This is a genomic window from Teichococcus oryzae (assembly GCF_008386565.1).
Taxonomy (GTDB): domain Bacteria; phylum Pseudomonadota; class Alphaproteobacteria; order Acetobacterales; family Acetobacteraceae; genus Pseudoroseomonas; species Pseudoroseomonas oryzae.
Window position 1 is genome coordinate 442,901 of sequence record NZ_VUKA01000002.1, and the last position, 14,768, is coordinate 457,668.

Below are 14,768 nucleotides of genomic sequence, written 5' to 3' on the forward strand. Positions count from 1 at the left end.
ATGGCGGCAGGCGACTTCGCCCAGGGCTGCCGCTCCGCCCTCGGCCTCTGCTGCAACATCTGCCTGGGCATCGCCGCGGTTTCTCTGGTGGCGATGACCTTCGTGGTGGCCTGGGCGGTATTCGGGCGCTTCGTGCTGAACGACACGCCGGCCTGGGCCGATGTGGTCGCCATGCTGCTGATGGGGTGGGTGATCCTGGGCGCCGCAGCGGCCGGCGTGCGCGAAGGCTTCCACATGGGATTCGACACGCTGAAGGAGGCGCTGCCGGCGCCGCTGCGCAAGCTGTGCGACGCCGTGTCCGACCTGGTGGTGATGCTGTTTGGCCTCGGCATGGCCTGGTTCGCCGCGGACCTCGCCATGGGGGTGTGGGACGCGACGCTTCCCGCCATCGGATTGCCCGGCGCAGTGGAATACCTGCCGCTGGTGATCGGCGGGCTGATGATCGCGCTGTTCGGGCTGGAGCGGCTGGCGGCGCATCTTTCCGGGGCCGAGGCACCCGCCGACAGCGCCGCCGCCCCGCTGGTCAGCGACGCCTGAAGGAAGCACGGCCATGGAAATCACCGTCCTGATGGGCTGCTTCGCCCTGCTGCTGCTGATCGGCACGCCGGTCGCCTTCGCGCTCGGCGCCGCCTCCTTCGTCACCGTGCTGTACATGGACCTGCCGCCTATCGTGGTGTTCCAGCAGATCTCCTCCGGCATGAACGTGTTCTCGATGCTGGCGATCCCGTTCTTCGTGTTCGCGGGGGACCTGATGCTGCGCGGCCAGATCGCCGACCGGCTGGTGGCGCTGGCCTCCGCCATGGTGGGGCATATGCGGGGTGGGCTCGGCCAGGTGAACGTGGTGGCCGCGACGCTGTTTGGCGGCGTGTCGGGCTCGGCCGTCGCCGATGCTTCGGCGGTGGGCGGCGTGATGATCCCGCAGATGCGGGCGCGGGGCTATGCGCCGGATTACGCCGTCAACGTCACCGCCAACGCGGCGCTGATCGACCTGCTGATCCCGCCCAGCCACAACATGATCCTGTATGTCATCGCCGCCGGTGGCGCGATCAGCGTGGCGGACCTGTTCACGGCCGGCATCATCCCCGGCATGCTGCTGATGGCGGTGCTGATGTTCGTGGCCTGGGCGGTCGCGGTGAAGCGCGGCTACCCGCGGGAGCGGTTTCCCGGCTGGGCGGTGCTGGCGCGGCTGCTGGCGGCGGCGCTGCCAGGGCTGATGCTGATCGTCATCATTTTCGCCGGGGTGCGCAGCGGCATTTTCACCGCCACGGAAAGCGCCGTGGTGGCGGTGCTCTACGCCCTGCTGGTCACCGCCTTCGTCTACCGCAGCCTGGGCTGGCGCGGCTTCGCCGAGGCCGCGCTGGGCGGCGCCCGGACCACCGGCATGGTGATGCTGATCATCGGCTGCGCCAGCGCCTTCGGCTGGCTGATGGCGCTGCTGCAGGTGCCGGCGATGACCGTGGCGCTGATGGAGGGCATCACCGACAACCCGTTGCTGCTGCTGCTGCTGATCAACGTCATCCTGCTGCTGCTCGGCACCTTCATGGACATGGCGCCGCTGATCATGATCGGCACGCCGATCTTCCTGCCGGTGGCGATGAAGCTCGGCATGGACCCGGTGCAGTTCGGCGTGGTGATGATCCTGAACCTCGGCATCGGGCTGATCACGCCACCCGTGGGGCCGGTGCTGTTCGTGGCCTGCGCGGTCGGCAAGGTGTCGATGTGGGAGGCCACCAAGACCAGCCTGCCCTTCTACGCCGCCGCCTTCGCGGTGCTGATGGTGGTGACTTATGTTCCGGCGGTGTCGCTCTGGCTGCCCCGGTTGTTCCATTGAATAATAGGCTCCCTTCCGACAGGCCAGGAGTCGCCGTCCATGAGCAAGCAGAAGCCGGTTCTTCTCACCGGCGCCTCGGGCAATCTCGGCCGCGTGCTGGCGCGCGACCTGGCGGCGCAGGGCTATGCCCTGCGCCTGACCGACCTGGCGCCGTTTCCCGACGCGGTGCCGGAAGGCGCCTCCTTCACCCGCGCCGACCTGAATGACGGCGTCGCCATCCTGCAGCTGGCCGAGGGCTGCGGGGCGATCCTGCATTTCGGCGGCTGCGCCACCGACCAGCCTTTCGAGACGGTGATCGGCCCCAACATCCGCGGCCTGTACCACATCTACGAGGCGGCGCGGCGGGAAGGGGCGCGGGTGCTGTTCGCCTCCTCCAACCACGCGATCGGCTTTCACGAGCGGCCGCAAGGCAATGAGGCGAAGCTGGATGTCGATTGCGCCTTCCGCCCGGACAGCTTCTACGGCCTGTCCAAGGCCTATGGCGAGCTGATGGGCCGCCTGTACTGGGACAAGCACGGCGTCGAGAACCTCAATGTCCGCATCGGCAGCTCCTTCCCCGAGCCGGCCGATGCCCGCATGCTGGCCACCTGGCTGTCCTACCCCGACCTGAGCCGGCTTTGCGCCCGCTTCCTGGAGGCGCCGAAGGTGGGCCATGCCGTGGTCTGGGGCGCCAGCCGCAACCCCGACAGCTTCTGGGGCGCGGATCATCGCGCCCGCATCGGCTGGGAGCCGGAGGACACGGCGGAAGATTACCGCGCCAAGGTGGAGCACAAGCTGTCCGGCAACCCGGTGGTGGAGCGCTACCAGGGCGGCGGCTACACCGGCGCCGGCTACAGCCGCGCGGCACCCAGCCCGCGCGATCCCTTCGCGCTGGAGGAATGAGCACCCCCGCCATGCGCCTCCAGGCCGGTCCCTGGGTTCTGGAGGTCACGCCGGAGCGTGGCGCGGTCTTCACCGCCCTGCGGCATGAAGGGCGGGAGCTGCTGGCGCCGCAGGGCGCCTTCTGGATGCTGCCCTGGTGCAACCGGCTGGATGGCGGCCGCTTCCCCTGGAACGGGCAGCTTCACCGCCTGCCGGTGAATGAGGCGGCTGGGAACGCGTTGCACGGGCTGGGGCGGGATGCGCCCTGGTCGGTGAAACACGCTTCAGGCGCCGATGCGATCCTGCTGCAATCCCTGTCCCATCCGCCCTTCCATTACGCGGCGCGGCTGCATCTCTCGGTGGGAGAGGCGGGGCTGGCAATGACGCTCAGCCTGCGCAACATGGGCGCGGAGCCTTGCCCGATGGGGCTGGGCTGGCATCCCTGGTTCGCGCGGCCGCCGGCGTGCCGGGTCCGGCTGGAAGCGGGGTCCGCCTTCCGCACCGATGCGCGCAGCCTGCCGGTGGAAGCCTTCGCCACCACCGGCCTGGATGGCGGCGAGGCGGGGTGGCTGGGGCTGGACCGGCATTTCGCTTCGTGGAACGGGCGGGCCGAGTTGCGCCGCCCCGACCTGGCCATCCACCTGGCCGCCGAAGGGGAATGGGCCCGCAACCTGCAATTCTTCGCGCCGGAGGAGCGGCCAGTGCTGTGCCTGGAGCCGGTGAGCCATGTGCCGGATGTCATCAACCGCCCGCAATTCGCCGGCCTCGGGCCCATGCGCGTGCTGGAGCCGGGGGAAGCCATGACGGCGCGACTGGTGCTGACGGCGCGCGCCTAGCGCCGGCTCAGGGGAACGCCTTCCTCCTGGAAGGCGCCCCTGGCCAGGCGGGGGACCATGCCGCATGCTGCGCTCATGCCAGACGCGCTTGTCCTCGGGGCCGGGATCATGGGCCTTTCCGCAGCCTGGGGCCTCACCCGGGCCGGCTTCTCCGTTTCCGTGGTGGAGCAGGACGATGTGCCCAATCCGCGCGGCAGCAGCGTCGATGAGCACCGCCTGATCCGCCACGCCTACGGCGCCGCCGCCGGCTACATGCACATGGTGGAGGAGGCTTTCGCCGCCTGGAACCTTTTGTGGGATGAACTGGGCGAGGTGCCCTATGCCCGCACCGGCGTGCTGGCGCTGGGCGATGGCGGCGCCGGCTGGCTGGCGGACAGCCGCGCCACGCTGCGGCAGGCCGGGCATGCGGTGCAGGATCTCGACGCCGGCGGCGTCACGGCCCGCTTCCCGATGATCAACCCTGCCGGGCTGGGCGATGCCTTCCACATGGCGGAAGGCGGGGTGCTGATGGCCGGGCGCATCGTCGGGCTGCTGGCGGCGCATCTGCGGCGCCAGGGTGTCCGCTTCATCCGGGGCCGGGCCACGGATGTGGACCCCGCCCGGGCCAGCCTCACCCTGGAGGATGGCGCCACCCTCCAGGCCGGGCGCCTGGTGCTGGCCGCCGGACCCTGGGCGCCCCGCCTGGTTCCGGGCCTGGCAGCGCGCGTCACGCCCTCCCGCCAGATCGTGGTGTATCTGGAGCCGCCCGCGCAGCACCGCGCCGCCTGGCAGCAGGCGCCGATGCTGCTCGACCTTTCGGCGGCGGGCGGCTTCTATGCCGTGCCGCCGGTGCCCGGCACCCGGCTGAAGATCGGCGACCACCGCTTCTCATGCCTGGGCGATGCCGATGACCCGCGGGAAGCCAGCAAGGCCGAGGCGGACGCCATCCTGGAACTGGCCCGCCCGCGCCTGCGCGATGCCGGGCAGTATCGCGTCCTGGGCGCCAGGACCTGCTACTACGACGTGGAGCCGGAGGAGCGTTTCCTGCTGGAGCCGCTCGGCGAGCGCTGCGTGGTGATGAGCGGATTTTCCGGCCACGGCTTCAAGTTCGGCGCCCTGCTCGGCCTGGCGGTCGGGGCCTGGAACCTCGCGGCCCTGCCGGGCTGGGCGGCAGGCCGGGGCGGGGCGGCGCCAACGGCCTCGCGGGCGTGACGGGCGCCCGCGAGGCCGCTGCTCAGGACAGGCCGCGGGCCTCGCGGAAGCGCCGGAAGGCGGTCAGGTCGGCGAAGGCCTTCTGGGTGCCGGGCCGCGTGATGGCGTCCGCCGCGTAGCTGGCACCCCAGGCCATGGCCGCCGCCACGTCGCGCGACCGCACGTAGTGCTGCGCGAAGGCGCCGATGAAGGCATCGCCCGCGCCGGTGGTGTCATGCGGCTGCACGCGCAGGGAAGGCACATGAACGGCCGGCCCGTCGCTCACCAGCAGCGCGCCCTCGGCGCCCAGGGTCACGATCACCGTCTTCAGCCCGCGCGTGACGAGGCTGCGCGCCGCCGCCTCCGCCTGTTCGGGCGTGTCGGCCGGCATGCCGGTCAGGATGGCCAGCTCGGTCTGGTTCGGCACCAGGAAGGACGCGGCCAGGATGCGCGACACGTCGAGATCCGGCACGGCGGGGGCCGGGTTCAGCAGCACCTCAATGCCCTCGCGCGCCGCCCAGGCGATGGTGTGGTAGACGGTTTCCAGCGGCACTTCGAGCTGCAGCAGGATCAGGCCGCATTGCCGCAGGTCCGCCGCCGCCTCGTCCACGTCGGCGGGCAGCAGGTGCTCGTTGGCGCCCTTGATGATCAGGATGCGGTTCTCGCCGGAAGGCTCCACGAAGATCGGCGCCACGCCGCTCTGCTGGCCCGGCACCGTGCGCACATGGCGGGTGTCGATGCCAAGCTCGCCCAGGTTGCGGAGGGTGCCTTCGCCGAACAGGTCCTCGCCCACGCGGCTGACCATCAGCACCTCGGCGCCGAGCTTGGCCGCGGCCACCGCCTGGTTGGCGCCCTTGCCGCCATGCCCCATCGAGAAGGAGGGCGCGGCCAGCGTTTCGCCGGCCCGCGGCATGCGGTCGATATAGCTGATGAGATCGACCATGTTGCTGCCGACCACACCGATGCGCTGGCTCATGGCCGCGTTTCCCCCAGGCTCTTGATCAAGGATGCCATGCGCCCGGCTCCGCTCGTGTCCAGATAGCCGGCGCGGACCCGGAAATCAGCCTGCCCGCCTGGCGGCAGCAGCCGCACATGGCCCTTGCGCTTTTCCGCCGTGTAGCCTTCGGGCTCGCAGGTGGAAGGCAGGGCGAAGGCGGCCACCTTCTGGTCCGGATCGTTCAGGATCCAGCGCACGGTGTGCGGAAAGGCGGCGGGGGCGTAGCTCAGCGCGAAGCCGTCACCCTCGGGCCGTTGCAGCATCAGATGCGTGTCGCCGCGCGCATCGGTGCCGGGCTGCTTCAGGTAGAAGACCTGCTCGGGATCATAGAGCGCCGGCTCGTGCAGCGTTTCCATGCGCGCCGGGTCGAGGGCGAGGTCCTCGATCAGCGCCAGGTAGTCCGGGTTGGGCTGCACATGCGCCGGCACGGCGCGGCGCACCACGGTGCGATCGGGCGTGAAGGGCACCGGCTGCACGCAGCGCCCGCCAGGGACAAAGGCGAAGTTGATGTGGCACATATACATCAACTCCATCGGCTTGCCCGACAGGTTGCGCACGGCGAGGCCGATGTCGAACAGGGATTCACCGGGCCTCAGCGTCACCTTCGGCTGCGCCAGGTAATGCGCGCCGAAGCCCATCACATGTTCCCGCACGCTGGTGAGGCGCAGGAAGGGGCCGCCCTCATCCTCGCCGCATTCCAGGAAGGCGCGGTCCATGGCGGCGCAGGGAAACTCGCCATGCGCGGCGTGGTCATCCCCTGGCGCCGGCACGCCGTTGCGCAGCAGGCCGCTGTGGAAGGCGAAGCAGCCATAGGTTTCCGCGATGCTGCGGGCGGGGCGGGGGGCGTCGAAGCCGCTTCGCATCGCCAGATCGACGCCGTCGAAGCGCACCGACCAGATCATGCCGCCCATCCAGGGCAGCACCACCACCTCGCCACGGCCGTTGCGCAGGCGAAGCGCCGGGATGCCGGTGTGGAAGCGGAACAGGCTGGCCGTCAGCTCTCCGGCCGACAGGACGCGGCGCTCGGCCTCGGTGGCCAGCTCGGGGAACAGGGGGATGGTCGCGGTCATGCTCAGCGTACCCGGTTGCGCCAGGCGGCCAGGGCGATCGAGAGCAGCAGGAAGCCGCCCCAGATCAGGTCCACCAGGAAGTTGGAGAAGCGCATGATCTGCAGCCCGGACGACAGCAGCATCAGCGCCACCAGGGCCAGGATGATGCCGGGCACGGAGCCGCGCCCGCCCGCTGGATTGGTGCCCGCCAGCACGGCGATCAGCACCGCCTGCAGCAGGTAGGACACGCCGTAATCCGACTTCGCCGCGTTGGTGCGGCCGGACAGCAGGATGCCCGCGATGCTGGCCAGCCCGCCGGTCAGCACGTAGGACAGGAACACGGTGCGCCCGGTCCGCAGCCCGGCGAAGGCGGCTGCCTTGGCGTTGGTGCCGATCAGCGCCAGGTTGATGCCGAAGGCGGTGCGCGACAGGAGGAACCAGACTAGCCCCGCCACGATCAGGAACACGACCAGCGGCATGGCGATTCCGAAGGCGGTGCCGTTGCCGATCTGCCCCCACAGCCTGGGAAAGCCGACCACGGCGGGGCCGCCCGTCAGCACCAGGCAGATGCCGGTGAACACCTGGCCGGTGCCGATGGTCGCCAGGATCGGTGTGACACGGAGCCGGGTGATCAGCAGCCCGTTGACGGCCCCCGCCGCCAGCCCCGTGCCGAGCGCGATGCCGATGCCGGCGGCCACCATCGGCCAGGGCAGATTCACCAGATCCGGCCCGCGCGGCGCGCCCACCTGGTGAAAGAACAGCCCTGCCAGGATGCAGGACAAATTGGCGATGGCGATCACGGAGAGGTCGATGCCGCCGGTCAGCATCGCCACCATCATGGCGATGGCCAGCAGCCCCAGCTCCGGCGCGATGAAGGTGATGGATTCGAAGACATAGGGGCGCAGGAACCGCTCCGGGTTCAGCGCCGCCATGCCGGCGAAGATCAGCACCGTCAGCACGACGAGCTGCAGGAGGTTGGTATCGACGCGGCGAAGGCGCTGGGCGATGGCGGTCATGATGCGGTGCCCCTGCTCAGGCGATGCGCTTGCGGTCGCGCCAGGCGGTGACCGCCGTGGCCGCGATGACGATCAGGCCGACCACCACGCGCTGCCAGGTGGTGTCCACGCCCAGGATAATGAGGCTGTTGGTGATCACCACCAGCGTCAGCACGCCCAGCATCGTGCCGATCACGCTGCCGCGCCCGCCGAAGATGGAGGCGCCGCCCAGCACCACCGCCGCGATCACGTCCAGCTCCAGCCCGACCATGTCGCGCGGGTTGGCGGTCCAGATCATGGCGCCGTGCAGCAGCCCGGCGAAGCCCGCCAGCGCGCCGGCCAGCCCGTAGATGAAGAAGGTGGTGCGGCGGGTGTTGAAGCCGACGCGCCGTGCCGCTTCCTCGCCGCCGCCGAGGGCGTAGATGGAGCGGCCCATCATGGTGTGGCGCAGCATCAGGTGGACCCCCAGCGCGATCACGGCATAGACCAGCACCATGGCCGAAAGCCCCGCCGCGCTGCCATCGCCCTGGGTGACGGTGAACAGGTCCTGCCGGGCGAAGTCGATCAGCAGCGGCGGCATCTGGTCGATGTTGATCTGGCTGGTGCCGACCACGCCCAGGATGAAGCCGCGCACGGCGGTGCCGGTGCCCAGCGTCACGATCAGCGGGATCATGCGCAGGTGATGCACGAAGACGGCGTTCACCAGGCCGAGCCCGATTCCGATCGCCGTGGCCATGGCGAAGGGCAGCAGCACGCCGTCGAAGCCCCAGGCGATCATCGCCTTCACCGTCAGATACATGGCGGCGATGGCGAAGGCGGGGAAGGACACGTCGATGCCGCCCGACAGCATCACCAGCAGCACGGCCAGCGCGAGGATGCCGGTGATCACCGAGGCGCGCAGCAGGCTGAAGATGTTGGCGGGCTGCCAGAACACCGGGTTGATCAGCCCGATCGTCAGCACGGCGACCACCAGCACGGCGGCCACCATCCATTCCGGGTGGCGCCGCAGCGTCAAGGCAAGGGATTTCATGCCAGCGCCCCCAGCAGCTCGCTCAGCTTGGCTTCGTTGGTTTCCGCTGCCGGGGTGTCGGACACCAGCCGGCCGCGATGCAGCACCAGGATGCGGTTGCAATTGTCCATCAGCTCCGGCAGGTCGTCGGAAATCATCAGCACTCCCAGGCCGCGTGACTGCGCCAGCTCGCGGATCTTGCGGTGGATGCCGGCCTTGGAGCCCACATCGACGCCCACCGTCGGGCCATTCAGGATCAACAGCCGCGGATCGTTCAGCAGCCAGCGGCCGATCACCACGCGCTGCTGGTTGCCGCCCGAAAGCTGCGTCACCGGCCGGTCGCCGGTGGGGGTGGCGATGGCCATCTCCCGGATCATCTCAGCCGCCTCGCGCGCGGCGCGGCCGCCCTGCATGATCCCGCCGCGCGAAAGCCGGTCATGCGAGGTGACCAGCATGTTGCGGTCGATGGTCTGGGTCAGGAACAGGCCCTCGGTCAGCCGGTCCTCCGGCACATAGGCGATGCCGTGGCCGATCGCTTCCTGCACGCTGTCGAGCCGCACCTCGCGCCCGTCGATGCGCACGCGCCCCTCATAGCCGGGCTTCATACCGAACAGCGCCAGCGCCAGCTCGGTCCGCCCCGAGCCGAGCAGGCCGGACACGCCGACGATCTCGCCCGGCATGATGCGCAGCGCGATGTTCTCCAGCTGGCCGGGGATGCTCAGCGCCGCCACTTCCAGCAACGGCTTGCCGCGCGGGTCGCCGGTCCAGCGATAGCCTTCCGCCGCGATCTCCTGGCCCGTCATGGCACGGGTGATCCTGGCTTCGTCGAATTCGGAGATGGGGCCGGCGGCGACGACACGGCCGGAGCGGATCACCGTCAGCCGCTCGCTGATCTCCAGCATCTCGCGCATCTTGTGGCTGACGAACAGCACGGCGATGCCGCGGCCCTGGATGTCGCGCACCACGCGGAACAGCGCCTCGACCTCGCGGCCCGTGAGCGCCGTGGTGGGCTCGTCCATGATCAGCAGGTGGGGGTCGGACATCAGCGCGCGGGCGATGGCGACAAGCTGCTTGCCGGCGGTGGGCAGGGTTTCCACCAGCGCATCCAGGTCCAGATCGACGCCCAGCTTGGCGATCGCCTCGGCGGCGATCTGCCGCACCCGGCGCCAGGACACCAGCTTGCGGCCTTCGTGCAATTCGCTGCTGAGGGCGAGGTTCTCGGCCACGCTCAGATTGGGGAACAGCGAGAAGTCCTGATAGATGACCTGCACGCCATGGGCGATGGCTGAGCGCGGCGTCAGCCCCTCCATCTTCTGGCCATCCATCAGGATCTCGCCCTGATCCGGCTGCCAGATGCCGGAGATCACCTTGATCAGCGTCGATTTGCCCGAGCCGTTCTCGCCGGCCAGGCAATGGATCTCGCCCCGGCCGATGCTCAGGGACACGTCGTCCAGCGCGCGCACGGCGGCGAAGCTTTTGCCGATGTGGCGCAGTTCGATCAGCGGAGCGGTCATGCGAATCCGTCAGCCGGCGGCACGGGGCGGCGCATGGCCGCCCCGCCCCGGCTCAGAAGTTGTGCTCAGAAATTGTACTGCGCCATGTTGTCCTTGGTGACGCCGACCCAGCCCTGGCCGACCAGGACATTGGGCTTCTTGGCGTCCGGCGCCTGCAGGTTCTCATAGCCCGCGAGGCCGAGATTGAGCCCTGCCTTGATGTCCTTTTTGGCCAGCGCCATCACCGCCAGGATGTTCATGGCATAGCCGGCGACGGCCGGGTCCCAGAACTGGATGTAGTTGATGTCGCCATTGCGCAGGTACTGCCCGGCGACGGACACCAGCCCGGTGCCGGAGAAGAACAGCTTGCCCTTCAGGTTGCGCTCCGCGATCAGGCGCCCCGCCCCGGCCGAGGTCGGCATCGGCGCGCCGACGATCCCCTTCAGGTCGGGATAGGCGGTCAGCACTTCCTTGAGCTTGTTGTAGTCAGTGGTCGCGTCGTCATAGGTTTCGATACGCCGCGTCACTTCCTGCATCTTCGGGAAGTGCTGCTTCTGGTAGGCGACGGCGCCATCGATCCATTCCATCTGCGACTGCGAGGTCAGGCTGCCGACGGTGGCGACGTACTTGCCCTCGCCGCCCATGTCGCGCGCCAGCACTTCCATCAGCTTGGCGCCATAGGCGTGGTTGTCGAAGGCCTCGATGTCGTAGTCGATGTTCTCCAGGCCCGACGCCTCGTGGGAGATCACCACGATGCCCTGGCGCCGTGCCTTCTGCAGCACCGGCTCCACCGCCTCGACCGAGAAGGGCACGATGCAGATGGCGTCCACGCCCTGGGCGATCAGGCTCTCGACGAGCTGCACCTGGGCCGCGGCATCGGCCTGGCTGGGGCCGATCATCCAGGTGTCATGCCCCTGGTCCTTGCCGAACTGCGTGACGCCCACCCGCATCCGGTCGAACCAGGCGATGCCGTCCACCTTCACCACGGTCGCGATGACGCGCTTCTTGGCCGCCTTGGCGTTGATGTCGGCGGACACCTTGCCGGCATCCACCGCGGCACCGCCCGATGGTCCCTGGGCCCAGGCCGGGCGGCCCATGATCGCGGACATCATCGCCGCGCCACTCAACGCCGTGAAGGAGCGCCTGTTGAACTCAACCATCGTTGTTTCCTTCCCTCTCGAAGAGGCCGTTGTCAGTAGCTGCCGGACGCTGCCTGTGCCCCGCCGGACGTCCCGTTGGGCGCCCCGCCGACCAGCGCGACGCCGGAGCTGGCGCCGATCCTGGTGGCGCCGGCGGCGATCAGCGCCAGCGCCGCATCCCATGTCCGCACGCCGCCCGAGGCCTTCACCCCCAGCTTGCCGCCCACCGCATCGCGCATCAACGCAATATCGGCCACGGTCGCGCCCCCGGTTGAGAAGCCGGTGGAAGTCTTGACGTAATCGGCTCCGGCCTCGGCGGACAGGCGGCAGGCCGCGCGCTTCTGCTCGTCATCCAGCAGGCAGGTTTCGATGATGACCTTCAGCACCTTGCCGGAGCAGGCGGCGCGCACGGCGGCGATGTCGGCCCGCACCAGGTCCAGCTTGCCGTCGCGCAGGGCGCCGATGTTGATCACCATGTCGATCTCGTCGGCGCCGTCGCGCACGGCCTGGGCTGTCTCGGCGGCCTTGATGGCCGGTGGCGTGGCGCCGAGGGGAAAGCCCACCACCGAGCAGGTCTTCACGCCGCTGCCACGGAGCAGCGCCGCCACCAGCGCCACATTCACCGGATTCACGCAGACCGAGCAGAAGCGATGCTCCAGCGCCTCAGCGCAGTAGCGGCGCAGCTCCGCCTCGGACGCGTGGGGCTTCAGCAGGGTGTGGTCGATCAGCGGCGCGAGTTCGGCTGGCAATCGGGGCGTGGCGAGGGGCTGGGTCATGCGGTGGCGTCCCTGGAACGCGCGGCGGGCCGCTGGCGTCCCTTAATTTGTTAGTTTTGTTTCTCTTGTTATAATCGTCACATCAACCGGGCTTGCCGTCAAGTCGGGCGCCGGGAGGGGAGGAGCGGTGAATGGCAGAGGGCGGAGTCCAGGCGGCCTCCGAGGCGCGGCGCAGCGTGCGGCTGGCGCGGCTGCAGGACATGCTGCGCCAGGGTGGCCCGACCCGGCTGGGGGATGCGGCGGCGGCGCTGGGGATTTCCTCCATGACGTTGCGGCGGGACCTGGCGCGCCCCGGCCAGCCTTTCAGCCTGCTGGGGGGGCATGTGGTGCCGCTCGGCGTCCCGGCGCGGCGCGGCTATGCGCTGGAGCGTGAACAGGACAGCCATGCCGCGGCCAAGTGCCAGGCCGCCCGCCGCGCCGCCGCGCTGGTGGAAGACGGCGACACGCTGTTCATCGATTGCGGCACCACCATGCCGCATCTGGTGGAGGCGCTGCCGCCAGGCCTGTTCCTGACCGTGGCCTGCTACGCCCTCAACATCGCGGTGCCGCTCAGCCGCCGGCCGCAGACCCAGCTTGTGCTGCTGGGCGGGCTGTTCCACCCGGCCTCCGCCACCTTCGCCTCGGATGAGGGGCTGGCCAGCCTGCGCCGGCTGCGGATCAACAAGGCCTTCATCTCGGCGGGCGGCGTGCACGCCACGCGCGGCGTCACCTGCACCAACTTCAACGAGGTGCCGGTGAAGCAGGCGGCCATGGCCTCCGCCGCGCAATCGGTGCTGGTGGTGGATGCCAGCAAGCTCGGGCGGCTGAAGCCGGCCTTCTTCGCGCCCGCTTCCGCCTTCGAGCGGATCGTCACCAGCCCGCCGGACAGGCCGGAGGCGGCGGCGGCGCTGCTCCGCGCCGGGCTGTCGCTTGACGTGGCGGCGGGTGATCCATAACGCGGCGGAACAGGAAGGGGCCCGTTTCATGCAGGACATCGTGATCGGCGTGGATGTCGGTACCGGCAGCGCCCGCGCCGCCGCCTTCACGGCAAAGGGCACCATGCTGGCGCAGGCGGTGCACCCGATCCGCATGTGGCGCCCCCAGGCAGACTTCGCGCAGCAATCCTCGGCCGACATCTGGGCAGCGGTCTGCGCGGCGGTGCGAGACGCCATGCAGGGGCTCGACCCTGCCGCGGTGCGGGGCCTCGGCTTCGACGCCACCTGCTCCCTGGTGGTGCTGGATGCCGCCGGCGCTCCTGTGACCGTCAGCCCGGATGGCGGGCCGGAGCAGGATATCATCGTCTGGATGGATCATCGCGCGGCGGCGGAGGCGGACCACATCAATGCCGGCGGCCATGAGGTGCTGCGCTATGTCGGCGGCAAGGTGTCGCTGGAGATGCAGACGCCGAAGCTGCTTTGGCTGAAGCGGCATCTGCCGGAATCCTGGCGGCGGGCGGCGCATTTCTTTGATCTGCCCGACTTCCTGACCTGGCGCGCCACGGGTGGCGCCACGCGTTCGCTCTGCTCCACCGTCTGCAAATGGACTTATCTCGGCCAGGAAGGCCGGTGGGACGACGCCTTCTTCCGCGCCATCGGGCTGGAGGAACTGGCGGCGGAAGGCTTCCGCCGCATCGGCACCGACATCCTGCCCGTGGGCCATCCCATTCCTGGCGGCCTCAGCCCCGCTGCGGCGGCGGAACTTGGCCTGCCGGCCGGCATTCCGGTCGGAACCTCGGCCATCGATGCCCATGCGGGGGGGCTCGGCGTCATCGGTGCTGCGCTGGATGGCGAGGCGCCGGATGAGGCGGCGCTGCTGCGGCGCGTGGCGCTGGTGGGCGGCACCTCCTCCTGCCATATGGCGGTGTCCGCCACGCCCCGCTTCGTGCCGGGGGTCTGGGGGCCGTATTTCTCGGCCATGCAGCCGGGGCTGTGGCTGAACGAGGGCGGGCAATCCGCGACGGGGGCGCTGATCGACCACGTCATCACCACCCATGCCGCCTACCCGGCCCTGGCCGAGGAGGCGAGGCAGGCCGGGATCAGCATCTACCAGGCCCTGAACGAGCGTGTCGCGGCGCTGGCGGCGCCGCTCGCCTTTCCGGCGCTGCTGACCGAGGGGCTGCATGTGATGCCGGATTTCCACGGCAACCGGTCACCCCGCGCCGATGCCTCGCTCCGCGGCATGATCTCCGGGCTGCGGCTTTCGGCCACGGCGGATGACCTGGCGGTGCTGTATCTCGCCACGGTGCAGGCGGTGGCCTATGGCACGCGGCACATCATCGAGACGCTGAACGAACAGGGCTACCGTATCGACACAGTGCTGGCCTGCGGCGGCGGCACCAAGAACCCGGTCTTCCTGCGGGAGCATGCCGATGCGACGGGTTGCCGGCTGGTGTTGCCGGCGGAACCGGAAGCAATCCTGCTGGGCGCCGCCATGCTGGGCGCGGTGGCGGGCGGGTTGCAGCAGGACCTGCCGGCCGCCATGGCGGCGATGAGCCGCGCCGGCGCGGTGATCGAGGCGGGGGAGGAGGCGGTGCGGCGCTACCACGATGCCAAATACGCCGTGTTCCGCCGCATGCATGATGACCAGATGGCGTATCGCGCCCTGATGGCGGGCTGATGGCGGGCTGACGGCGC

Annotated in this window: 14 protein-coding genes; 7 read left to right on the forward strand and 7 right to left on the reverse strand. The window is 69.9% G+C overall.

The features are described 5' to 3' along the window. The 5 genes from F0Q34_RS08200 (at nucleotide 1) to F0Q34_RS08220 (ending at nucleotide 4,719) form a co-directional block, all read left to right on the forward strand. Nucleotides 1–537, forward strand: a complete 537-nt coding sequence (locus F0Q34_RS08200) for a TRAP transporter small permease (RefSeq protein WP_149811666.1) — start codon at nucleotides 1–3, stop codon at nucleotides 535–537. Between the two features lie 13 nt (nucleotides 538–550). Next, the gene (locus F0Q34_RS08205; protein ID WP_149811667.1) at nucleotides 551–1,831 is read left to right on the forward strand and encodes a TRAP transporter large permease; all 1,281 of its coding nucleotides are present in this window, start codon (nucleotides 551–553) and stop codon (nucleotides 1,829–1,831) included. A 39-nt stretch (nucleotides 1,832–1,870) separates the two neighbouring features. Beyond that, entirely contained in the window at nucleotides 1,871–2,713 is an 843-nt protein-coding gene (locus tag F0Q34_RS08210) for an NAD-dependent epimerase/dehydratase family protein (RefSeq protein ID WP_149811668.1), read from the forward strand. A gap of 11 nt (nucleotides 2,714–2,724) precedes the next feature. Further along, a complete protein-coding gene (locus F0Q34_RS08215) occupies nucleotides 2,725–3,528 on the forward strand; it encodes an aldose 1-epimerase (RefSeq protein ID WP_241665389.1) in 804 nt (267 codons plus the stop codon). Between the two features lie 75 nt (nucleotides 3,529–3,603). Then, nucleotides 3,604–4,719 (forward strand): FAD-dependent oxidoreductase, encoded by a 1,116-nt coding sequence (locus tag F0Q34_RS08220; protein ID WP_161600802.1) that lies wholly within the window; start codon nucleotides 3,604–3,606, stop codon nucleotides 4,717–4,719. 22 nt (nucleotides 4,720–4,741) lie between these two features. On the opposite strand, the gene rbsK is transcribed toward F0Q34_RS08220, so the two are convergent. From rbsK to deoC, 7 genes are all read right to left on the reverse strand, one after another. After that, nucleotides 4,742–5,674, reverse strand: a complete 933-nt coding sequence (gene rbsK, locus F0Q34_RS08225; RefSeq protein WP_149811671.1) for a ribokinase — start codon at nucleotides 5,672–5,674, stop codon at nucleotides 4,742–4,744. Then, the gene (locus tag F0Q34_RS08230; RefSeq protein ID WP_149811672.1) at nucleotides 5,671–6,765 is read right to left on the reverse strand and encodes an aldose 1-epimerase family protein; all 1,095 of its coding nucleotides are present in this window, start codon (nucleotides 6,763–6,765) and stop codon (nucleotides 5,671–5,673) included. The genes rbsK and F0Q34_RS08230 overlap by 4 nt, the downstream gene beginning before the upstream one ends. Nucleotides 6,766–6,767: 2 nt before the next feature. Continuing rightward, nucleotides 6,768–7,760: an ABC transporter permease gene (locus F0Q34_RS08235; RefSeq protein WP_149811673.1), complete on the reverse strand. Its 993-nt coding sequence runs from the start codon at nucleotides 7,758–7,760 to the stop codon at nucleotides 6,768–6,770. Between the two features lie 16 nt (nucleotides 7,761–7,776). After that, a complete protein-coding gene (locus tag F0Q34_RS08240) occupies nucleotides 7,777–8,769 on the reverse strand; it encodes an ABC transporter permease (protein ID WP_149811674.1) in 993 nt (330 codons plus the stop codon). Next, nucleotides 8,766–10,262 carry a sugar ABC transporter ATP-binding protein gene (locus F0Q34_RS08245; protein WP_149811675.1) on the reverse strand — a complete coding sequence of 499 codons (1,497 nt, stop codon included), beginning with the start codon at nucleotides 10,260–10,262 and terminating at the stop codon, nucleotides 8,766–8,768. The genes F0Q34_RS08240 and F0Q34_RS08245 overlap by 4 nt, the downstream gene beginning before the upstream one ends. Before the next feature lie 65 nt (nucleotides 10,263–10,327). Then, nucleotides 10,328–11,401, reverse strand: coding sequence for an autoinducer 2 ABC transporter substrate-binding protein (locus F0Q34_RS08250; RefSeq protein ID WP_149811676.1), 1,074 nt, complete (start codon nucleotides 11,399–11,401; stop codon nucleotides 10,328–10,330). Between the two features lie 32 nt (nucleotides 11,402–11,433). Continuing rightward, on the reverse strand, nucleotides 11,434–12,156 hold the full coding sequence (gene deoC, locus F0Q34_RS08255; RefSeq protein ID WP_149811677.1) for a deoxyribose-phosphate aldolase: 723 nt from the start codon (nucleotides 12,154–12,156) through the stop codon (nucleotides 11,434–11,436). 131 nt (nucleotides 12,157–12,287) lie between these two features. On the opposite strand from deoC, the gene F0Q34_RS08260 reads away from it, so the two are divergent. Both F0Q34_RS08260 and F0Q34_RS08265 read left to right on the forward strand, forming a co-directional pair. Next, nucleotides 12,288–13,091, forward strand: coding sequence for a DeoR family transcriptional regulator (locus F0Q34_RS08260; protein ID WP_149811678.1), 804 nt, complete (start codon nucleotides 12,288–12,290; stop codon nucleotides 13,089–13,091). Between the two features lie 28 nt (nucleotides 13,092–13,119). Continuing rightward, nucleotides 13,120–14,751: an FGGY-family carbohydrate kinase gene (locus tag F0Q34_RS08265; protein ID WP_149811679.1), complete on the forward strand. Its 1,632-nt coding sequence runs from the start codon at nucleotides 13,120–13,122 to the stop codon at nucleotides 14,749–14,751. Nucleotides 14,752–14,768: the final 17 nt, after the last annotated feature.